This window comes from Embleya scabrispora DSM 41855 (assembly GCF_000372745.1).
Taxonomy (GTDB): domain Bacteria; phylum Actinomycetota; class Actinomycetes; order Streptomycetales; family Streptomycetaceae; genus Embleya; species Embleya scabrispora.
This window is the reverse complement of the sequence record NZ_KB889751.1, coordinates 1-21,546: the sequence shown is the minus strand read 5'-3', so window position 1 is coordinate 21,546 and position 21,546 is coordinate 1. Positions and strand designations below refer to the sequence as shown.

Below are 21,546 nucleotides of genomic sequence, written 5' to 3'. Positions count from 1 at the left end.
CCAGCACGTACCTGGCCTCGGCACCCTTGTACCGGGTGTTCATCGGCACCACGACCGCACCCGCGGTCAGCGCGCCGAGCGCGGACACGATCCAGTCCAGCGAGTTCGGCGCCCAGATGCCGACCCGATCGCCCTTGTCCACGCCCGCCGCGATGACCGCGGCGGCGGCACGCCGTACGCGGTCCCGCAGTTCNNCGTANNCGACCCGTACATTGCCGTCCACCACGGCCTCACGGTCACCGAAGCGGTCCGCCGCGCTGTCGACGAGAGCAGGAATGCTCCCCCACTCAAGGTCCCCTTGCATGATCGCTCCCGGAGAGGCCAGAGGTTGATTGAACCTGACGGTACGTCAGATCATGGCGGCGTGGGAAGCGGCATCCTGGGCCGTTCCTCACCGGGTCACACCACGACGCGCGACCCGCCCGGACGTCGACACCGACCAACGTGTGGAGTTCGAAGGCGGAGACTGCGCCCGCCGCCTCCACGACGTCCACTCGGCCCGCCGACGCGCCCGACATCCCGCACGGGTTCGTCCCGCACGACGGTCAGCGTCGGATGACGATCCCGGTCAGGTCGCGCACCATGGCCTCGAAGTCGGTCATCCAGGGGACGCCGACGGACAGGTGGGTGTACCTGGAGTGACCCGGAAGCCGAAAGCGGAACCTGATGACCAGGGGCTCCAGCACGATCTTGCCGATCGACACGGCGGCCACGGCACGCGGCATGACGTGGGCGATCTCGCGAGGGGCCGTGTGCCACATACCCGCGTTCAGGACGAGCACCGCATTCCCGGTCACGACGATGTAGTGGCGCCTGAGGCGTAGGACCCCCACACCCAGGGTCAGCAGGATCACCAGCGGCGTCGGACCGCTCACCACCGGCACCGTGATCACGGGCGGGTCGTTCGGACGCGCGCGTTCCAGGAACTCCTCGACCCGACGTTGCGCCTTCGCCTTGGCTCTGCGCATGGGACCAGACCCCGTTCCATCCGTGGTGCGCGGTCGCGGCATCGCGCAGCGTAGTACCGGAAACGGCGGCGACACCAGGTCCGTCCGCACACGCATCGCCGGTCGCCCCGACCCGACATCGCGAGCACGCGAGGGTGGTGAGGTTTGGGGGCCGCCCTGCTCCCGGCCCGCCCGCCTTGTCACCAGGGCAAACGTGGTGTCGCGAAGGCGCCGGACGGGCCTTCCTCGCTGCGTTCGGTGACCATGTCACCGGTCCGTGACGGCGCCGTCGTGGTACGACCACTCCCCTGTTCCCGGCATCCGCAACCTCGCCATAGTGATCGCGCAGGCACTGCGGAGCCCAACCGGCCACGGCTTCAATCACCTCATGCCAAGGGGCAGTTCATGTTCGGGAGCCGTCGCAATGCCTCCTTCGTCGATTCGTTCGTGGGATGGATGCTCGCCACCATCGCCGCGCTCGCGCACCTGCTGGACGCGGAGACCGTCGTGGTGGGGATGCGTCCCGCGGTCGCGATCACCCTGGTCGAACTTGGCCTCTCGCTCGACGGGATCAGGACGGCCCTGACCCTGGACAAGGGTCTGGCGGCCCTGAACCGCGCGCGCGACCTCGCGGACACCGCAGCCGGCCCCTGGGATACGCAGAACGTCGGTCCACACCCTGCCGCAGGCACCGGTCACCGGCCGCGTACGCCCGTCCCCCGGACACACGCGCCTGGTGCCCGTGGTGTGGGACGGCGCCGCGGCCAGGATCGTCGCGGCACCGCGCGGCGGACCTGCGGGGCGCGGCACAGGCCGACGCCCTCGCCTGCATCGAACCCGGCTGGACGGACGGCGCTTCGGCAAAGCCGGCCCCGCAGACCTGGTGAACCGCCCTCCGTGGTAGTGGAATCGACCGTCCGCTAGCTTGATCACCGATCACCACATCGAGGGCGAGCCAAGCGCGAGGAGTGCCCCTGTGACCACCAGCCCGGCAACTCACCTGCTGTTCTCGTACGGCACCCTGCAACTGCGCCAGGTCCAACTCGCCCGGTTCGGCAGGGAACTCGACGCCCGCCCGGACGCCCTGCCCGGGCACCGCCTGACCATGATCGAGATCACCGACCCCGAGGTGATCGCGACCAGCGGCACGAACCGGCACCCGCTCGTCGTCGCCTCGAGCGACCCGGACGACGCCGTCGACGGCTCCGTCTTCGCAATCACCGACGCCGAACTGGCCTCGGCGGACGACTACGAGGTCGACGACTACTCCCGCGTCGAGGTCACCCTCCGATCGGGCGCCACGGCATGGGTGTACCTCGACACCCGACCGGCCCCCGCGTCGACCTGAGGGGCGGGATCGTGGTCGGGATCGTGTCGGGCGCCGGACCGCCTCGGAACCTCGGCAACCGTGTCGAAGGCGGCCGGCGGAGATGGGCCACACAACCCGCGTCGACGCTCGCGACACGCGGCTCACGCCGACGGTAACGGGTTGGCACCATCCGGCTCCCGCGCCCACCGGCGGGTGTCACGCAACGCTGCGGCACCGTCCGCGGCGACACCCGAATCGATCCGTCATCCGTTCATCGGCAAGGGCGTGGCTGCGGCCGATCGCGCGGTGCCCCAGATGGCCGCCCGGGAGGGCCGACACGGCGTTGCGGCTGGTCACCAACCCTGCGGACGCCAAGTGCCCCGGTGAAGCTTGAGGCATGACGTGGATACCGACATCCAGGTCACGAGTGCCGCCCCCGGCCCTGCACAGTGCCGCATGCGGGGCCTTGGGCTCGCGCCGAACCGGGGGCGGCGGATCGAACGACTCCCGGCCGCGGGTGCGGCGAGGGTTGGAGTCGGCGCGTGGGCCGATCGGTCTCGACCCGGGCGCGCACCCCGGCCGAGACGGCACCGGCGGGACTGTCATGCCGGGTATCGGCAACCCGATCCGTCGATCGACCGGGCGATCGACCGGTCTCGATGCGGACGTAGTCGGCGCGGTGCGATGCGCCGGCAGCCGGTGTCAGACCAGGGCCCGGGCGGCCCGGGCCAGCAGGGCGATCTCGTTCGCGACCGCCTCGGGGTCGGCGGCGACGGAGACGTGCGCGACATCGTCCAGACCCGGGTGCGCGCCGACACGCACCGCCCGCTCCGCGTTCCGCAGGAGGTCGAAGTCGTTGATGTCGTTGCCGAACGCCGTGTACTCGCCGATCCCCATCGACGTCAGGGCTTCCCACTTCGTCGTCGAACCCGGGGCGAAGTCGATGATGGCCTCGTCCAGGTGGTGATTGACCGTCAGCCCGAGCCCACGGCCGACCTCGGCGATTCCCACCATATCGGACGCGCCCACGACCAGGAACTTCACGACCTCGGGAAGCTCGGCGAGTTCCACCCTCCTCGCGAGGCCGCCTTGATCGACGCGGCTCAGAATCGGATGGTCCACCGGTCCGGTGTAGGCGTAATCCCACGGCCCGTCCGCGAGATAGGTCGCCCGGTATCGCCCGACCGCCTCCATCAGCGCGTCCAGTCCGGCGGGGTCGAACGCCGCGCGAGCCCGCACCCGGCCCTCGACCGAGACCAGGCTCCCGTTCCCACCGATCAGCGTGGCCGACCCGAAGGCGCCGTCGAGCACGGGCAGAAGGTCTCGAACGGGACGGGCGGACGCGAAGACCACGTGAAGGCCGGCGCCCTCACACTCGCCGATCGCCGCGAGTATTCGATCATCGATCGACCATCCGTCGAAACACAGCGTGCCGTCGACGTCGAAAACCGCGGTTCGCGCGTGAAGGTTGAACATCGTCGGATTGTAGCCGGCCGACTCGCACCGGCAACGCCCGGCCGCAACCGCCATCCGTCCGGCAACACGGCGATCTCCGGCGAGAGTCGGAGTCGGCCGGCGTCGCAGGACAGTCGGTTGCCCGCGGCCCCGGGATTGGATGGTTTCGCCGAGGCGAACTCGGGCAACCGGGCCGCCACGTTCGGGTCCGGGGCACAGTTGGGGGCCGCCCGCTCGGACGCGATCGTGGGCCGTGTCGCGGATTGTTCGCCACGCCGATCGCCACGCCGGCTCCTCACACCTCGTGCCCCGCCCCACCGGACCTGTCCGGCGGGGCGGGGCGCAAGGGCGTTCGTCAAAGGTGTTCATCCGCTGGGGCGAAGTGCTCCCGCGTCTTGTTTCACTCGACTTCCGTCGCAGAAGCCAGAGCACCGGGTGAAGGAACTCTCACCGCGCACACGATCGCACCGGCCCCGGACCACCGGAAACCTCCGGAACGCCCGACCACCCAGGCACGGGAGTCGAACACACCACCCGCCACGCGAGACTTCTCAACCCCATTGCACAGCCCTCTCAAACCCTGCGACACCGCAGGTCAACCGCCCCCCGGCCGAGGCTCCGGCCAACACCCGGGCGCGTTGTCGGTGCAGGTCAAGCCGGCGCCGGCCCGGGGGTGGCCGGGGTCCTCGGTGTCTGTGTCGGCGACGTCGGGTGTTCGTGTCGCGACACGCCGTCACTGTCGGTTATCGGGAAGGGTTCACTGCCCTGGCGCCGTCACCGGGCTGTTGTGATAGGCGGCGATGTGCCACCGGCCGTCCTAGTAGCCCGACTACGACTTCCCGTACGCGCCGTCGTCCTCCATCACCATCCGGCTCACCCCGGCGGCGATCAGGTCGTCGCCAGTCCCTGGGCGTCGCGCCGGAGCGCCGGACCGAAAGACGCGAAGACCACAGAAAAGCACCCTGTTCGGTCTGCGGCGTTGCCTCGATGTCACATCCGCACATACCCCTCGGTGTCCTCGGCGAAGTCCTTCAGGGCCTGGTCGGTGAGTGTGGGACGGGTCCGGGCGATGGCCTGCAGGTAGTCCTCCGTGCCGATCGGGATGCCCTCCCCCTGGGCGACTTCGCGCTCGAACGCGGTTTGGGCACCCTTGCGAGCGGCGAACTCGATATCGGCCGGCGTGAACATTGCGCTTGCCTCCACCAGACGGTGCAGGTCGACGTGAACGGCGGCAGGCCCGAGGTAACGCCGCCAGACCGCCGAACGGGCCTTGGGATCCGGCGGACCGACGGGGATGACGTAGTCGAAACGGCCGGGCCGAAGGAACGCCGGGTCGAGCGAGCGGACGGAGTTCGTGGCGCAGATCAGGAGGCGGTCTTCATGGTCGCGGAAGCCGGGAATCAGCTTGAGCAGTTCGTTGGTGACTCCGTGACTGGGGTCGACGGCCGTACCGGATCGGACAGAGGCGATCTCCTCGACCTCGTCGATGAAGAGCACCACCATCTCCAATTCGGCCAACTCGATGAACGCCTCCCGCAGCGAGGTCGCCAGTCCTCCCTCCCGGGACGACGCGAGCCGGGAGGGGAACAGCTCCACGAACGGCCACTGCAGCCGCGAGGCGACCGCTCGAGCGAAGCTGGTCTTACCGGTGCCCGGCGGGCCGAAGAGGATGACCGCCTTCGGCGGGCTCACTCCGTACCGCTCGGCCAACACGGGCTCGGTCAGCGGCAGCACGATCCGCCGCTCGATCGCTTCCTTCTCCCGTTCCATTCCCGCGAGACTGTCCCACAGACCCCCGGGAAGCATCCTTCCCCCGAGCTCCGCGAGGAGGCCGGCGTCGCTCGCGCCGAGGTGCTCGACCCTCTCGTAGAAGACGAGCCCGGCACGGGAGCGGTAGCCCGAGTTCTCCAAGGCTGCGGTGCCCGTCGCCCCCGGCGTGAGGAGCGCGCCGATCCGGCGAACTCCCTGGGACCGCAGGCGCCGCTCAAGCCCGGCGATCAGGGAGCTCCCGATCCCGCGGTTGCGCCACGTCTCGGCCAGGGCCACCACGGTGATCCAGCCCCGCTCGCCGTATGCCTGCGCCACGGCAACACCCACCAGTTCGTCGCCGACCATCGCCACCACGGCCGGTCCTCCGGCCCTGGCTGCGGTAACCACCTCCGACATGGGGAAAACGGCAGGTGCCTCGTCCTCCTGCTGGTTCTGGTCCCAGATCTGGATGGCGCGGTCCAGGTCGTCGTCGTGGAAGTCCCGCAATCGCCACGTCGGCATCGTCATCACCTTCGCAAAGGGACCACCACCGCCGTCCCACAGAGCAGAGGGGATGGTGCTCCCGGCAACGGATCCTTGCTTCATTCTCCGCGTTCGTGCCCCCGATGCGCGCGTCGAACGATCCGGCATGGGAGCTGCCGACGACGCCCGGCCGTCAAGCACGAACCCCGCCGCGCCGGTCGCACCGACCCGCACGACACGAGCCCCCAGCGTCGCCAGGGCGTCGATCAGGCCGGGCAGGGAGGTTCGTCACCGTGCAGTTCACTCGCCGACCCTGCCCGACCACCGGTTCCGGTGCCGGTGAACACCTCGTCGGCTTCGGATCGGCCGCAAAGGCCGGCCACGTATGCGCGGGACACGGCCGGGAGCGGGTGGAGTGGTTGCCGCCGGTGGCCTCCGGGCGTGGCGGGACGTCGGGGTGCGGTCCGGACCGGGCCGAGGTTGGCCGAGCAGGTGCGCCGACCGTGTTCGAGGTGCCGCGGGGGACGCCGGGCGGGGGCGGTCACGCGAGGTTCCGGTTGCCGGCGGCGGTGTCGTAGGGCGGGTCCCCGCGTTGTGGGACCTGCGGCGGCGGCACGAGAAGTTCTCGTCGACCACGCGCGAAGTGCCCGGCTGCTCGTGCTGGGCACCAGCGGCATCGCCCCACGATCCCGGGCCCCACCGGCGTCCGCTGCCTGCGCCGCGGCAACACCCCCGTGGTCTTCGTACCGGCACCGAACGCCTGATCCGCCGCGGCACCGCCGACGCCCGAACCTGGCAATCGGCTTCGGGCGTTCGGCGGAAGCAGTCACCGCCACGCAGCGACGACGGGCTGTCACTGCGTCCTGGAGGTGGTTACCGCCGACCTGTGCGTGGGCGCAGCCGGCGGCCGGTCACCCGGCCGGGATGGATACGGAACCACAGTTCGTTGTGCCGGGTGAGCCAGGTATCGCCTCCGGCTTCGGTGAGCCTGGTGATTTCGATGGGGTCGGTGACGGGCTCGACCACACCGATCAGCAGGACGCTCCAGCCCAGTCGGGCGTACCGGTCCACGTCGTCCACTTCGAAGGCCACCGTTCCGCGAACGTGGGCGAGTGGTGAGCCGGGTCGGGTGGAGAAGACGATATCCCTGCCGTCGGGCACATAGTTGACGGGAAGTACCCACGGCGTGTGGTCCATGCCACCGGCGAGACGACCGACCTCGTGGGTCGAGAGGCCGGCGTAGCACTCGTTTTCGCTCATCGGGATCAGGTTGCGGGCATCCGGGCGGCTCGGTTCCTCCCGGATGGTCGGCGGCGGGCCCAAGGTACCGGACACGAGCGCGGTGACACTGGTCTCCAGCGCCACCGCCAGGCTGCCGAGGGCGGCCCGGTACAAGGGGGCGTCTCCGGCCTCGAGTTCCACCAGCCACTTCAGGGGCAGCCCTGCCCGGGCGCAGACGTCCGCCCGGGTCAGGCCCAGTTGTTCGCGGCGGGTGCGGATGTTGCGGGGAATGTCGACCATGTCGGGAAGGCGAGTGCCGGCCGTCTCGTTGTCCATTGGATCCTCCTTCTCAACGGGGCCGTCCCACCGACGCGCACGGTCCTCGGTGCTGCTCAGTCGGGGTGGGGTTCGGCGTGTGTGGGCTCGGCCCGGCGGCGATCGCGGCCCGGGCGGCTTCCAGACGGGCGCCGGGGAGGCGGTAGGGCGAGCAGGAGACGTAGTCGACGCCGCAGTCGTGGAAGAAGTGGATCGAGTCGGGGTCGCCCGCGTGTTCTCCGCACACGCCGATGCGCAGGTTCGGTGTGGTCGCACGGCCCTGGTCGACGCCGATCCGGACCAGTCGCCCGACGCCGTCGCGGTCGATGGTCTCGAACGGGGAGACGGCCAGGATGCCCTGTTCCAGGTAGGCGGCGAGGAAGGACGCCTCGGCGGCGTCGCGGGACAGGCCCCAGGTGGTCTGGGTCAGGTCGTTGGTGCCGAACGAGAAGAAGTCCGCCGAGCGGGCGATCTCCCCCGCGGTCAGTGCGGCTCTGGGCAGTTCGATCATGGTGCCGATCGGGCAGTTCACGTCGACCCCGGTGCGGGCGCGGACCTCGGCGAGTACGCGTTCGACCTCGGTGCGGACGATGCGCAGTTCCGTCTCGGTGGCCACGAGCGGGATCATGATCTCGGCGCGCGGATCGCCGCCGGCGCGCACGCGGGCGACGGCGGCCTCGGCGACCGCGCGGACCTGGGTGGCGATCAGGCCGGGTATCGCGAGCGCGAGGCGTACGCCGCGCAGGCCCAGCATCGGGTTCTCCTCGTGGAGCAGTTCGCCGGCTCCGTGCAGGCGCAGGTCGCGGGGGTCCTGCGGCTGTCCCAGGGCTTGTGCGCGGGCGATCCGGACGGCCGATTCGGTGTGGTCGGGCAGGAATTCGTGTAGGGGTGGGTCGATCAGGCGGATGGTGACCGGCAGTCCGTCCATCGCGGTCAGGATGCGGGTGAAGTCCTCGCGTTGGAGCGGGAGCAGTGCGGCCAGGGCGGCGTCGCGTTCGGCGTCGGTGCGGGCGAGGATCATGTCCTCGACCAGTCGGCGACGGTCGCCCAGGAACATGTGTTCGGTGCGGCAGAGTCCGATGCCGCGTGCTCCGTAGCGTCGGGCGCGGGCCGCGTCCTCGGGCGTGTCCGCGTTGGCCAGGACATCCATTCGGCGGATCTGGTCGGCCTGTTCCAGGCAGCGGGCGACGGCGTCGACGATGCCGGGCGTTCGGGTGCCGGTCTCGAGGTAGCGGGTGACGGGGGAGGCGACCAGCGGCAGTGCGCCGAGGTGGACGGTGCCGGCGGTGCCGTCGACGGAGACGATGGTGCCCTCCTCGATCACGATGCCGTCGGCGGTGGTGAACCGGTGGTGCTCGGGGTCGATGTCGAGTTCCGCCGCCCCGCACACGCACACCTTGCCCATGCCGCGGGCGACCACTGCCGCGTGGCTGGTCTTGCCGCCGCGGCCGGTGAGGACGGCCTCGGCGGCGATCATGCCGGGCAGGTCGTCGGGGCTGGTCTCGTGCCGGACCAGCACCACGTGCTCGCCGGCCTCGGCCCGGCGGACGGCCTCGGCGACGTCGAAGACGACGGCGCCGACCGCGGCTCCGGGCGAGGCCGGTACGCCGTGCGCCAGGATCGGGGTGTCGGGGTCCGCGTCGAAGCGGGGGAAGGTGAGGTGGTCGAGCCGCCCGGCGTCGACCCGGGACAGGGCCTCGGGCCAGGTGATCATCCCTTCGTCCACGAGGGCGCAGGCGATCCGGAACGCGGCCTCGGGGGTGCGTTTGCCGACCCTGGTCTGCAACACCCACAGTCGGCCGCGTTCGATGGTGAACTCGACGTCGCACAGGTCCCGATAGTGCGCCTCCAGCAGGCGCAGGTGGGCGCGCAGTCGGGCGTACGAGTCCGGGTCCAGGTGCTCGAGTTCGTCGAGCGCGAGGGCGTCCCGCACACCCGAGACCACGTCCTCGCCCTGGGCGTCGGGCAGGTAGTCGCCGTAGACGCCGGGCCGGCCGGTGCCCGGATCCCGGGTGAAGGCGACGCCCGAGCCCGAGTCGGGCCCCAGGTTGCCGAAGACCATGACCTGGATGTTCACCGCGGTGCCGAGGTCGTCCGCGATGTGTTCGCGCCCGCGGTGGACCGCGGCGCGCTCGCCGTTCCACGACTCGAACACGGCCACCACCGCGCGTCGCAACTGCTCGCGCGGGTCCTGCGGGAACTCCCGGCCCGTCGCGTCGTGGATGATCGCCTGGAACTCGCGGACCGTTTCCGCCAGTTGGCGCGTGTCCAGACCCAGGTCGTCGCCGGCCCCGACCTGTCGCCCGCGCCGGGTCAGCACGGCTTCGAAGCGGGCGGCGTCGATGCCGAGCACGGTGGCGCCGTACATCTGCACCAGGCGCCGGTAGGAGTCCCAGGCGAAGCGTTCGCGGCCGGTGCTCTTGGCGAGGCCGATCACCGAGGCGTCGTTGAGTCCGACGTCGAGGATCGTGTCCATCATTCCGGGCATGGAGGAGCGCGCGCCCGAGCGTACCGACACCAGCAGCGGGTCGTCCGCCTGGCCCAGGCGGCGCCCGGTGAGCTGTTCCAGGCGCTTCAGGTGGGCGGCGATCTCACCGTCCAGTCCCTCGGGGAGGCTCCCGGTGCGCAGGAAGGCCCGGCACGCGTTCGTGCCCACCGTGAAGCCGGGCGGAACCGGGAGCCCGAGGCGGGTCATCTCGGCGAGGTTGGCGCCCTTGCCGCCGAGCAACCCGGCCTGTTCACGGGAGCCTTCGGTGAAGTCGTACACGTACGCGCTGGTCATGGTCGGCCTTCCTGCGGATTCGGGTGACGTGAGGGGTCGGAGACGGCGGGCGACGTACTCGGTCAGGTCGAGCAGGCGGTTGGTGTAGCCCCATTCGTTGTCGTAACAGCCGAAGACCTCGACCAGGTCGCCGTTGACCCGGGTGAGTTCGGCGTCGACGACGCACGAGTACGGGTCGCCGATCACGTCGCGGGAGACGATCGGCGCATAAGCGACCCGCAGGATGCCGCGCAGCGGACCCTCGGCCGCCGCCTCGAAGGCCGCGTTGACGCCCGCGGCGTCGGTGCGGTCGGGGCAGGGGTGGTTCACCGGCGGAAGAGAGCGACCTTGAGCGCGCCGGTCTCCGCCGCGCGGGCGAAGGTGTCGTAGGCGGTGAGCATCTCGTCGAGGCCGAACCGGTGGGTGATCATCCCTTCCGTGCCGAGCCGGCCCTCGGCGAGCAGGTCCAGGAGCAGCGGTGTGCTGGTGGTGTCGACCAGGCCGGTGGTGATGGTGAGGTTGCGGATCCACAGGTCCTCGAGGTGCAGGGCGGCCGGTTTCCCGTGCACGCCGACGTTGGCGACGTGTCCGCCGGCGCGGACCAGGCGGGTGCACAGTTCGAAGGACTCGGGCACGCCGACGGCCTCGATGGCCACGTGCGCCGCCTGTCCGTCCCTGGTGAGTGAGGCGAGCGCGTCGGGGTCGGCTTCGGGGAGGTCCAGGACGACGTCGGCGCCGAACCGCTTGGCGGCGTCGCGGCGTGCGGGCGAGGGGTCGACGGCGATAACGCGTGAAGGGGAGAAGAGGCGGGCGGTGGTGATGGCGGCGAGTCCGATGGGCCCGGCTCCCACGACGACGACGGTGTCGCCGGGGCGTACGTGTCCGTTGCGGACGCCGACCTCGTAGGAGGTGGGCAGGATGTCGGCGAGCATCAGGGCGTCCTCGACGCCGACAGCTCCCGGGAGCTTGTGCAGGGAGGTGTCCGCGAAGGGCACGCGGACGTATTCGGCCTGGGTGCCGTCGATGAGGTGGCCCAGCACCCAGCCCCCGCCGCCGGAACACTGTCCGTAGGCGCCGGCGCGGCAGTTGCGGCAGCGCCCGCACGAGGAGATGCACGAGATCAGCACGCGGTCGCCGCGGACGAAGCCTCGTACGCCGGGGCCGATTTCGGTGATGGTGCCGATCGCCTCGTGGCCGAGGACGCGGCCCGATTCGACCTCGGGCACGTCGCCCTTGAGGATGTGCAGGTCGGTGCCGCAGATCGTGACGGCGTCCACGCGGATCACCGCATCCTGGGGGTCGCGGACGGTGGGCGTGGGCACGTCCTCCCACCGGTGGTGTCCGGCGCCGTGGTAGGTCAGGGCCTTCATGGCATCCGCCTTTCCAACGTGAGCGGTTGCGCTTGCGCCCCCAGCGTCACGCCGCGCGGAAGGTCGCTGTTAGGGCCGAGTGGCCCGGTTCGGCGGGCCGAGTGACACGTGGACCTTGTTCGCGCGGCGTCGGAATCGGTGGTGTCGGCCGGATGGCCCGGCTCCAACCCTTCGTACGCCTCGGGAGGTGGAGTCGTTCGGCACTGAACGCCGCCGCATCGGCGGCGAAGCCTTGCGAGGACGGGGATCGGTCCGGTCTGCGCTTCGATCTCCGGGAAGAACTCCGCTTCGCTACAGGAGGGTTCAGTCTGCACACGACGTCGCGGGTAGCCGCGTCTTCGAGCCGGTGCCGGCCGTACCCGTGCGGGCGGGCCGTGCGCCCGCAGCCACGGTCATGCGGCCTTGCGGATGCGGGCGGCGACCACCGAGACCCAGGTCATCGCGGTCACGACACCGACCGCCATGGTCAGCGCACCGGCGGGGCCGCCGCCGAGAGACCAGGCGTTGCCGAGGAAGAGTGTTGCCGCGGCGGCGCGGGAGACGACGGCCGAGCGGAGCTCCCCGGCGCGGGTGAAGCGGCGGCCGAGCACGAGACAGGCCGCGATGAGAGCGGCGAAGGAGACCATCCCGCTGACCATGTGGAGGTTACTGTGCCAGGTCTGCGTGTCCGGCGTGCCGGAAGGAGTGCCGACGGGGAAGCCGTCCATCGGGTCCATCCGGAAGACGCCCGCGGCGAGCATGGCGATGCCGTTGACCAGGACCAGTCGCGACACCCAGGTTCCGCCGAGGGAGCCGCGGAGCGCCCTGCGCAGGCCCACCGAACCGGCGATGAACAGCGTCCCGGCGATCAGGAAGTTGGCGACCTGGATCCAGCCGAGCGAGCCGTTGGCCAGTGCGCTGAGGGGGTGGCGGGTCAGGCCGAAGCCGTGTCGGGTGAGTGCCTGGGCCAGGGAGACGGCGACCCACACCGGGGCGGCGACGGCCGCGGCGGCGAGAAGCCTACGGGTGGAGAGCGAGATGCCGATGCGGGTCGCGTCGGTGGTCGCGGAGGTGGTGGTTGTGGAGGCCATGGCCGGGTCCCTTCGTTGTTCGATCTTTGTCCGGACGTCGTCTCGGCGATGTGACAGGGAACGCACGTGGCGATGCGTTCCCTGTCACATGGGCTTGTTCGACGTGAGGTCACACAACCCGAGCGTCCTGGAGGTACGACGATGCGATTCCTGATGACGAGCACCGGCAAGCAGTCGACGGACGAGGCCCTTTACATCGAGATGGGCAAGTTCATGGAGGAACTGACCAGCTCCGGCGTTCTGTTGGCCACAGGTGGCATGGACTTGGGGACCACGCTGTTCGAGGCCGTCGACGGGACGGTCACCGTGACCGACGGCCCCTTCGCCGAAGCGAGGGAGGTGGTCGGCGGCTTCGCGCTGATCGAGGTCCGTTCGAAGGAGGAGGCGGTGGAACTCACCCGCCGCTTCTTCAAGATCATCGGGGACGGCGAAGGACGGATGCACCGGATCCTCGACTGATCCCACGGCGATGTCGTCCCCCGGCTTGCGCGGCGCCGGGGGATGCTGCTCTGATCTTCTTCGTGACGGCACCGGACGCCCATCGCGCGATCGACGCGGTCTGGAAGTTCGAGTCCACGAAAATCATCGCCGGGCTCACGGGGGTCGTCCGCGATGTCGGACTGGCCGAGGAGTTCGCGCAGGACGCGCTGGTGGCCGCGCTGGAACAGTGGCCCCGACAAGGCATCCCGGACAACCCCGGTGCCTGGCTCATGACCACCGCGAAACGCCGGGCCATAGACCACATCCGCCGTAACGCGCGTCTGGAAGACAAGCAGAAGGAGATCGCCCGGACGCTGGAACAACAGGGCTCCGACGAGCACGTGGACGACGATGTCCTGCGCCTGATGTTCATGTCCTGCCACCCGGTGTTGCCGCCCGAGTCGAGAACCGCGTTGACCCTCCGGCTCCTCGGCGGCCTGACCGCCGGGGAGATCGCCCGGGCCTTCCTGGTCTCCGAGCAGACTGTCACCCAGCGCATCGCCGACGCCAAGCGCACTCTCGCCGAGAAGCGGATCCCGTTCGAACTGCCGCCCCGACCAGAGCTCGCCGACCGATTGGCGTCCGTGCTCGAGGTGGTCTACCTGATCTTCAACGAGGGCTACGCCGCCACCTCCGGCGACGATCTCATGCGTCCGACGCTGTGCCTGGAAGCCCTCCGTCTGGGGCGGCTGCTGGCCGACCTCGCGCCACGGCAGGCGGAAGTCCACGGCCTGGTCGCGCTGATGGAACTCCACGCCTCCCGTTCGGCCGCACGGACGGGCCCGTCCGGCGAACCCGTCCAACTCCACGAGCAAAACCGCGGCCGTTGGGACCAACTCCTCGTCCGACGCGGGTTCGCGGCGATGCTGCGAGCCCGAGAGATCGGCGACCCGCCCGGCCCGTACGTGTTGCAGGCCGCGATCGCCGTCCATCACGCGCAGGCCAAGAGCGCCGAAGACACGGACTGGCCACGGATCGCGGCGCTGTACGGAGCACTGGTCCGGCAGATGCCGTCGCCGGTGGTGCAACTCAACCGCGCCATCGCCCTGGGCATGGCGCACGGTCCACAGGTGGGACTGGACGTGGTCGACCAACTGGTCCGCGATCCCGCGCTGAAGAACTACCACCTGCTCTCCGGCGTACGCGGCGACCTCCTGGCCCGGCTCGGCCGACACGACGAGGCCACAAGGGAGTTCGAACGTGCCGCCTCGCTGACACACAACGCCGCCGAGCGCGCGTTCCTGCGCAGGCGAGCCGCAGCCGGAGCACCTCCACGGGTGGAAGCCACCTTGGGACAGGCCACCCGGGAATTCCTGGCCCGCGAGGATCTGGATCCCGAGACGGTCCGCTCCTACGGACAGACTCTGCGACGCCTGTGCCTGGACCTCGGCCCCAAAACCCCACTGGTCGACATCACCGCAGGAGATGTGCTCCGAGTATTTGCCGTGGCCTGGGGTACGGCCGCCCCAAAAACCTGGAACCGGCACCGCGCGGCCGTCCGGTCGTTCCGCACCTGGGCCTCCGTCGACGACTTGTCGGCCGAACTCGCGCGAAAACCCGAGAGCCGCACCCGCAGAGCACCGATCGCTCTGCCACAACTCGAAACCCTCTGCGAGCAGTCGGACACGGCGCTGCGTGAGCAGACGCTGTGGTGGCTCCTCTACGAGTCGACGGTCTCCGCGAAGACAGCTCTGTCTCTCGACATCGAGGACCTCGACCTGCCCCGCCGGCACGGACAATTCACCAGAGGCAGCGAATCCCACCGACTGTCCTGGCAGTCCGGCACCGCCGTCCTGCTCCCCCGCCTCGTGGAGGGTCGATGTCGGGGCCCGCTGTTCCTTGCCGACCGGCGGCCCGCCCCATCCAGAATGCCCCGATCCGCCGACCTGTGCCCCGACACCGGACGCGGACGACTCTCCTATGAACGCGCCGAGTACCTGTTCAAACGGGCCACCAAGCGGCTCGACCCGTCGGGCGCGGGCTACACCCTCCATCAGCTGAGCCGCTCCGGCCCCCGACGAGAGGATCCGTAGCGTCGTCCGGTGTGCGCGAGTGACCGGGTGACGTCCTCTCCGAGGTGTCGGGCGCCACCATGACTGTCGTCGTCGCCTGGATGATCGGCAACTCGATGCGCCGGCGGCGCGACCACAGAGGGGCCTTGCACACGGAGGCTGCGGCCCGGGCGGTGGTCGCCGAACGGCTGCGGATCGCCCGCGAACTGCACGACATGGTCGCCCACAACATCGGAGTCGTCGCGATCCACGCCGGCGCGACAAACCTGGTCATCGACACCCGACCTGCCGGATCACGCAAGGCGCTGAACGCCATCGAGACCACCAGCCGCGAGACACGGGCAGGACTGCGGCGCATGCGCCGGGGCGGGGCCGGTGGCGTTCGGCTGCGGTGGTGTGCGGCGCGGTGTACCGATGGGCCGGTGCGGGTGGTTCGGTATGCGACACGGCGGCGGGCGGGTGTGCGCGGCACGCGCGGTGAGATCCGGACGCGGACGCCGACGGGGTGCCGGAACGCCCGTTGCGCGGGGTCCCGGGGTGGTGGTGGCGCGGCGGCGGTGGGCGGGTGTGGCGGCTATCCGAACAGGTTCCATACAACGTTCGTCCTTGCCTCCCTGATCAGAGCCTCGAGCGAGGAGTTCTCGAGATCGCGAGGGCGTCGCTCGTTTCGTTGCCGCGGTGTCTCCGGCTTGGCGATCCAGAACGGGCTCCCGCCGGCCGCGGCAACGACCATGTCAAAGCGCAGGTCGCCGGCGCACCACAGAACACCGCGACCGTCGGTCATCGCAGACCACACGCTTTGCGGCATCTTTGTCCGAAACGTCGCCGCCGCGGTCCCATCGGGCGCAAGCAGTGACAGTCGCCGCTCGGTGAGCTTTCCTTCGATGTCGTCCACGCGGCACGGCCACACCTGCCAGGCATGGCCCCGCAGCAGGACCACGCCCTTACTGATCCGGTCCGCCCGCCCCTGGAACATCGCCGCTACGAAAGCGACCGCCAGGCAGACGGCCATCACGGTGTAGTGGATCCGCATGTCAAGGCCGACAGTGAACATCAGCATCGTCATCAGCGGGAGGATTACCAGAGGTCCCGCTATTCCCGCGAAGACGACGAGGGCGGTGCGCCGACCGCGGACCAACTCGTCCTCGATCCCCGGGGTATGGATCGCCGTCCGCGACGACACCTGGTATCCGTATTCTCGCGCCAACATCCGCACTCCCGTGTTCGTTCGTACGCTCCTGCGTCAACACGCCGCCGCAACGCAAGAGACCTCGCCTGTCCCTTGAGCGGCTGGGTTCGGCGCGGGCGGTATCGAGACGACGAGCGCCGGGCGGCGGGTATCAAGACTGCTGCGGAGCTTGGGCGGTCGTCTTGTACGAAGGCGCACTCTTGGACCAGAGTCGTCGACCGACGCGCACACCGGCACGCGTCGCGGGCCGAGGTTGGAGGTTGGAATGTCCATGGAGTCGAGGGACAGGGGCGACTATGCGGAGCGGTGTCCCTCCGAGCGGTTGCGCGGCCACGTCGCGATGGTCAGGGGTCATCGCACCAGGGGGCGGGGACCGGTCAGGCTCACTCTTCCCTCGGCCACCGTGACGTTGATCCTGGGCTGGGGAGATCCGCTCCACCTGTTCCATGAGGCCCGGAGCGCGCCGGCGGCGCGAACGACGTGGCATGCGATGCTCGCCGGTCTGCAGCTGTCGTCGATCAGGGGCGGATACGAAGGCGTCGCGGAGGCGATCGAGGTGGAGTTCACTCCGCTCGGCGCGTACATATGCCTGGGATTGCCGCTGCACCACCTGGCCCACAGCCACGTACATCCGGATGCGGTGCTGGGCGCCGGCTGGTCGGCCGGGCTCATCGAGCAACTCGTTGCGGTGCCGGGTTGGGAAGGGCGCTGGGCGATCGTCGAGGACGCCTTGGCGCGGCGGATGGTAAACGCGCCGTCGCCGTCGCCGCTCGTTGCCGAGGCGTGGAGTCGGCTGCGCGCCTGTCACGGGCGGTTGTCCGTCAAGGATCTGGCTGCGGTGACAGGCCGCGGCACGCGGCGGCTCCAGGTGCTTTTTCGCGAGCAGATCGGGCTCCCGCCGCAATCCGTCAGCCGGATCCTGCGGTTCCAACGGGCGCTGACCCTGCCGTCGGACTCGTGCCGGTCACTGGCCGACCGGGCGGCCGCATGCGGCTACCACGACCAGGCACACATGAACCGCGACTTCCGTGACCTGGCCGGACTCACCCCCGCACAGCTGTGCCTTCTTGCGGACCGTTCCGCCTCCCGAGGCCCCCTCGAGGGACGGCTGGCCGACGTCTTCGATCACTGAAACCGCCACCCGCCTGGGCCCGAATGCCCGCTCGGCGGTCCTGCGACTCCTCGGCGGCCGCCCGCGTCGACGACTCGGGTGGGCGGGGCGTACGTCGCACCCGCTGCACCGGGCGCTGTCGCTGTCGTCGTGAAGGACACCGCTCGCCCGGTGGTGGCCACTCACCGAACCTCCCCACTCACCGGAGGAGCGAAGGTCGGCAACCCGTCGGCTGTCTCGCGACAGGCTTGACGTAGCGGTGGCAGGGGACGAGGACGGAACCCGTCACGGCGTCGGCCGGATAGTCGAACAGGCCTTCGTCCATCCAGCCGTTGCGCGCGTAGAACCTGCGGGCCCGGGTGTTGCCGCTCACGACGGCCAACCACGCCCGACGATAGCCGCCGGCGCCGACGAGGCGCTCGGCTTCCGCAAGCAGTAGGTCCCCCACCCCGGTGCTGCGGCGCTCCTTCGACACATAGACCTGTTCCACCTCGTCGTCGATCACCGTCACGAAACCCGCGACCGCTTTATCGATGTCGACGACCATCGTGGCGTCTATACGTTCGAGCGCCCGTGTTCTGAACGACGACGCGCTGCGGACGGCGACGAGAGCCTCGGGAACGTGTCCCAGATGGCCGTCACGCCACCCTCGTTGCCAGATCTCCGCGATCCTTTCCGCATCGTTCGGACTTGCGGGCCGAAGCATCGAGAACTCCTTTGTCAGGCGTCATCGTTGGAGGAATTTCGTACGTGATCGGAGGGCTCGGCTTCCCCGGCGGGCGACAGCGTCGACACCGGGGGCGGGTGTCGACGCGAACCGCGATCACCGGCAGCCGGTCCGGCCGGCCGGCTTCGTCGAAGCCGCAGCGCGCCGATGGACACGAACGGTTCCCGCCGAACCGGCGGCTTTGGGTACGGCACCGGCGGGAGCGGCCGGGTGAATCCAAGCCGCCGAGGCGATCGCGCCGACGACGAGTGTCCGGCGGGTGGGGGCCGGACGAGATCCGGATGCGAACTCTGCTGACACAGGTCACCTCGCTCAACTGAGCTGTCGATCGCCGGCGATCATCTGCCGGACTCGAAGGTCGCTCCGACCGCCGGAACGCGGCGAACCGCGATTGGCTTGGGGCTGGTGGGAATACCGGGGCGCTCGAGCCGAATGGAGCATCGGCGAGCACGTGCCATTGCCGGGGGCCGGGAGCAACGGTGGCCCGTGCGATGCCGCACGGGCCACCGAATTCCGAGCATCAGGACCGATATATATTCCGGGTGTCAGGTGCCGATGCTCCTCCAGTCGGAGCAAGTTCCTTCGGAAATGCTGTCCGAGAGGTAATTTCCGGAGCAGGCACGGAAGCTCACCGACTTGAGGGTCACCCCCGGCTGGTTCTCCGGGAACGACTTGTTGACGTACCGCCAGCCCGCAGCCTGACCGGCGGTGTTCCAGATCCTGCCCTGCCGCACTATCGCTCCGGTCGGGCTCACCTCGTCATCGAAGAATCGCCACTGAATCACGACCGGATAAGTGTCGGCCCAGGTGTCCTTGATCCTGAACCACTCTCCCAGGGGGGAGAAGCATGCCTGGCCGTTCGCGCTCCCGGACGTGCAGTACCAGGTTTGACTGTCACTGGGGCCGACGGAATCGGTGGCCAATTGCTTCCCGTCCGCGGCCTGAGCATTGGTCGTGGTCGCCAACACCAGTATCCCGGCGGCTGCGAGTGTCGTCAGGATGGAACGAATCTTCATGGATTCCCCGTCTCATTTTTCGCAATTTGCCAGCCATATATATCGGGCCGGTCCAATTAGGCTCTGGAAAGCGGCATTGCGGAGTCGCGCGGTGATTCCCGGTCGGCACAGCCGAGGCATCCCATGGTCGCTCGCCACGCGAGACGCCTTTCGCACGGCGGCGGTGCAGCTGCGGGTCGCTTGTACGAAGCCCGGTACTGAGCCGGTACACAGTCGACGCGCGGTCGATATGCGGTTCGGAAGGTCGATGCCTGTCGGGAACCAGCTTGCCGAGAAGCGATCAGGAAGTCCTTGTCGTGGCCCGCACGGTTCTTGTCTGTTCTCGCACGGCATCGCTTTGATGATGGTTTCGGTACTCTCCGGGGGGCATGCCGTACGCGGATCGAAAGACGCGGCTGAAGTTGGCTCCGTCCTTGAAACCCCACTGGGCCGCGATGGCCAGGACCGGGCGGGAACGCAGGGCGGGGTCGGCCAGATCGCGCCTGCAGCGTTCGAGCCGACTCCTGCGGATCCAGTCGGCCACGGCGAGGCCCTGATCCTGAAAGAGCTTGTAAAGGTAGCGCGTGGAGATTTGGTGAGCTGCGGCGATGGTGTCCGGCGAGAGGTCGGGGTCGCCGAGGTGTTCCCGGATGAACGCGTGAACCTGTGCTTGTATCGCCCTGCGATGTGTCTCCGGCGGTAGGGTGCCGTTGGATTCCAGCTCGTGTGCGCACAGAGCGGCGGACAGGTCCACGGTGATGGCCGCCAGGCGGACGGCGTCCGCCGGGGTATAGCCGGCAGCGTTCGTGACCAGCCGGTCGAGATGACCGGCGAGCAGCGCGCCGAGCCCGTCCCGGCTCGCCAAGGGAGCTGCGAGGAGCGGGCTGAGAGTCTCCGCTCGGACGGGGAACAGCTTTCTGGGTATCTGCAGGATCAGGCAGCCGGCGACCCTCCCGTCTTCGGCGGTCGCCCAGGCGGTGAAGGGTCGCGAGGCGTCGTAGTAGACCAACGTCGTCGAGGTCAGCACTGTCTCACGGCCCGCCTGGGCGACCCCTATCCGCCCGAGCCGGGGGAACACGAAGTAATAGATGCCCGGGTCGGACCGTCGGATCAGTTTCGGGGTCCGCGTCACCTGCAACGGGCTGTACGTCAGTGTTGATATCTGCACGGAGCCGAGATCGAGCCGGCGTATCGAGCCCCGGAAATCGTCCTGGTGGTTGGTGTGAATCAACGTCGGCAGATGAGACCTGGTCCCGGTGTCGTACCAGCTTGCCCAGCGGTCCTGCCTGGGTAAAACGTCGGTAGTGAACGTTTCTTCGATCATTGCCTCTCCATTCGGTCGCACCGCTTAGCCGTTACGAAAGCAACCACCAGCCAGACGGCCACCACGCTCGATCCGAGCCGCACCCAGGCGGAACCGGACCGCTGCGGCTGGTCGTCGATGGTCATGCCACTGCCGAACATCCCTTTCAGGGCGATGCGTTGTTCTCCTGGAGCGGCTGCGCCGGGCACCGCGCGGTGTGTCCACATTGCTGTGGACCCTGGGCGGTCGACTTGTACGAAGGCGCACTCTCCGACCGGAGTCGACCGACGCTCGCACCGGCACGCGCCGCGGACGGAGGTCGAAATATCCACGGCCCGGGCACGACGCGACGTGGAGACGGTGGGCGCGATGGCCGCCGGTCGCCCAGGGCCGGACGGCTCCCGGGCGGGGCCGAAGGTCCCGCCCGGGTTCGTCGACACGTGGGCGGCCTCGTGCCCGCCGGCCGGTCAGGCGGCGCGCCCTTGGGGCGTCGGGGTGGCGTCCGACGAGGTGAGCTGTTCCGGAGGCGCGGACGGGCTGGACCCGGCCTGCTCGCCGTACTCGCCGCGGTCGCGCTTGAGCAGGATGTAGACCGGGATGCCGAGGAGTACGGCGAACAGCCCGTAGTAGACCGTCTGGTAGCCGCTGCCCTGGATCGACCAGTAGGAGAACGCCAGGGCGGTACCCGAGACCGCCACGTCGCGGACGAAGCGGCCCCGGCTCGCCTGGTGGGCGTGGGTGAGCAGCCAGAACAGCTGGGCGGCGGCGGAGAAGAGGTAGGGGATGGCCGCGGTCAGGACGCTCAGCAGCACGATGGTGGTGAAGACGTGGTCGAAGCTGCTGTAGGCGGCCACGGTGATCAGTGAGGCCAGGACGGTGGCGGCGAGGATGCCGAAGACGGGGGTGTCGCCGCGCTTGCGGGCGAACGCCTTGGGGAACAGGCCCTCGCGGGCGGCGGCGTAGGGCATCTCGGCGCAGATCATCGTCCAGCCGCCCAGCGCGCCGATCCCGGAGACGATCGCGGCGACCGCGACCGCGTTCCCGGCCCA

General features: G+C 69.6%; 17 protein-coding genes and 2 pseudogenes. 6 read left to right on the top strand and 13 right to left on the bottom strand.

Features of this window, described 5'->3' with window-relative positions; all coding sequences use genetic code 11:
• Together A3IC_RS0151655 and A3IC_RS0151650 are read right to left on the bottom strand one after the other, a co-directional pair.
• A partial coding sequence (locus tag A3IC_RS0151655; protein WP_158696486.1) for an AMP-binding protein occupies nt 1-304 on the bottom strand: 304 nt, incomplete at its 3' end.
• Between the two features lie 241 nt (nt 305-545).
• Entirely contained in the window at nt 546-968 is a 423-nt protein-coding gene (locus A3IC_RS0151650; RefSeq protein WP_020557892.1) for a hypothetical protein, read from the bottom strand.
• Nucleotides 969-1,382: 414 nt separating this feature from the next.
• Between A3IC_RS0151650 and A3IC_RS66590 the strand changes: the two are divergent.
• Together A3IC_RS66590 and A3IC_RS0151645 are read left to right on the top strand one after the other, a co-directional pair.
• Nucleotides 1,383-1,568: pseudogene (locus A3IC_RS66590) on the top strand (STAS domain-containing protein); the annotation flags it as partial.
• Between the two features lie 355 nt (nt 1,569-1,923).
• Complete coding sequence (locus tag A3IC_RS0151645; protein WP_020557890.1) at nt 1,924-2,295, top strand: gamma-glutamylcyclotransferase family protein; 372 nt, start codon at nt 1,924-1,926, stop codon at nt 2,293-2,295.
• A 663-nt stretch (nt 2,296-2,958) separates the two neighbouring features.
• Here A3IC_RS0151645 and A3IC_RS0151640 read toward each other — a convergent pair.
• The 6 genes from A3IC_RS0151640 to A3IC_RS0151615 all read right to left on the bottom strand — a co-directional run bounded on the left by A3IC_RS0151640 (nt 2,959) and on the right by A3IC_RS0151615 (nt 12,680).
• Nucleotides 2,959-3,732, bottom strand: coding sequence for an HAD hydrolase family protein (locus A3IC_RS0151640; protein WP_040879026.1), 774 nt, complete (start codon nt 3,730-3,732; stop codon nt 2,959-2,961).
• Nucleotides 3,733-4,701: 969 nt separating this feature from the next.
• The gene (locus A3IC_RS0151635; RefSeq protein ID WP_020557888.1) at nt 4,702-5,988 is read right to left on the bottom strand and encodes an ATP-binding protein; all 1,287 of its coding nucleotides are present in this window, start codon (nt 5,986-5,988) and stop codon (nt 4,702-4,704) included.
• An 828-nt stretch (nt 5,989-6,816) separates the two neighbouring features.
• The gene (locus A3IC_RS61580; RefSeq protein WP_020557887.1) at nt 6,817-7,500 is read right to left on the bottom strand and encodes a helix-turn-helix domain-containing protein; all 684 of its coding nucleotides are present in this window, start codon (nt 7,498-7,500) and stop codon (nt 6,817-6,819) included.
• A 13-nt stretch (nt 7,501-7,513) separates the two neighbouring features.
• Nucleotides 7,514-10,570 (bottom strand): pyruvate, phosphate dikinase, encoded by a 3,057-nt coding sequence (ppdK, locus tag A3IC_RS61575; protein ID WP_020557886.1) that lies wholly within the window; start codon nt 10,568-10,570, stop codon nt 7,514-7,516.
• A complete protein-coding gene (locus A3IC_RS0151620) occupies nt 10,567-11,610 on the bottom strand; it encodes a zinc-dependent alcohol dehydrogenase family protein (RefSeq protein WP_020557885.1) in 1,044 nt (347 codons plus the stop codon). Before A3IC_RS0151620 ends, ppdK begins: the two co-directional genes overlap by 4 nt.
• Before the next feature lie 392 nt (nt 11,611-12,002).
• Nucleotides 12,003-12,680 (bottom strand): DUF998 domain-containing protein, encoded by a 678-nt coding sequence (locus A3IC_RS0151615; RefSeq protein ID WP_020557884.1) that lies wholly within the window; start codon nt 12,678-12,680, stop codon nt 12,003-12,005.
• Between the two features lie 141 nt (nt 12,681-12,821).
• Here A3IC_RS0151615 and A3IC_RS0151610 point away from each other — a divergent pair, with 141 nt between their 5' ends.
• The 3 genes and pseudogenes from A3IC_RS0151610 to A3IC_RS72890 form a co-directional block, all read left to right on the top strand.
• Nucleotides 12,822-13,139: a YciI family protein gene (locus A3IC_RS0151610; protein WP_020557883.1), complete on the top strand. Its 318-nt coding sequence runs from the start codon at nt 12,822-12,824 to the stop codon at nt 13,137-13,139.
• 62 nt (nt 13,140-13,201) lie between these two features.
• Complete coding sequence (locus tag A3IC_RS0151605) at nt 13,202-15,193, top strand: RNA polymerase sigma factor (RefSeq protein WP_020557882.1); 1,992 nt, start codon at nt 13,202-13,204, stop codon at nt 15,191-15,193.
• A 59-nt stretch (nt 15,194-15,252) separates the two neighbouring features.
• Nucleotides 15,253-15,519 (top strand): annotated as a pseudogene (locus A3IC_RS72890) (histidine kinase dimerization/phosphoacceptor domain-containing protein); the annotation flags it as partial.
• 227 nt (nt 15,520-15,746) lie between these two features.
• Here the strand turns inward: A3IC_RS72890 and A3IC_RS72330 are convergent.
• On the bottom strand, nt 15,747-16,238 hold the full coding sequence (locus A3IC_RS72330; RefSeq protein WP_245600031.1) for a hypothetical protein: 492 nt from the start codon (nt 16,236-16,238) through the stop codon (nt 15,747-15,749).
• Between the two features lie 526 nt (nt 16,239-16,764).
• Between A3IC_RS72330 and A3IC_RS61570 the strand changes: the two genes are divergently transcribed.
• Entirely contained in the window at nt 16,765-17,493 is a 729-nt protein-coding gene (locus A3IC_RS61570; protein WP_020557880.1) for a helix-turn-helix domain-containing protein, read from the top strand.
• 178 nt (nt 17,494-17,671) lie between these two features.
• On the opposite strand, the gene A3IC_RS61565 is transcribed toward A3IC_RS61570, so the two are convergent.
• The 4 genes from A3IC_RS61565 to A3IC_RS0151570 form a co-directional block, all read right to left on the bottom strand.
• Nucleotides 17,672-18,178 carry a GNAT family N-acetyltransferase gene (locus tag A3IC_RS61565; RefSeq protein WP_052174183.1) on the bottom strand — a complete coding sequence of 169 codons (507 nt, stop codon included), beginning with the start codon at nt 18,176-18,178 and terminating at the stop codon, nt 17,672-17,674.
• 566 nt (nt 18,179-18,744) lie between these two features.
• The gene (locus A3IC_RS0151585; RefSeq protein WP_063744999.1) at nt 18,745-19,215 is read right to left on the bottom strand and encodes a hypothetical protein; all 471 of its coding nucleotides are present in this window, start codon (nt 19,213-19,215) and stop codon (nt 18,745-18,747) included.
• A 280-nt stretch (nt 19,216-19,495) separates the two neighbouring features.
• On the bottom strand, nt 19,496-20,518 hold the full coding sequence (locus A3IC_RS61560) for an AraC-like ligand-binding domain-containing protein (RefSeq protein ID WP_020557877.1): 1,023 nt from the start codon (nt 20,516-20,518) through the stop codon (nt 19,496-19,498).
• Between the two features lie 446 nt (nt 20,519-20,964).
• Nucleotides 20,965-21,546: amino acid permease (locus tag A3IC_RS0151570; protein WP_020557875.1), on the bottom strand; the 582-nt coding region annotated here is incomplete at its 5' end.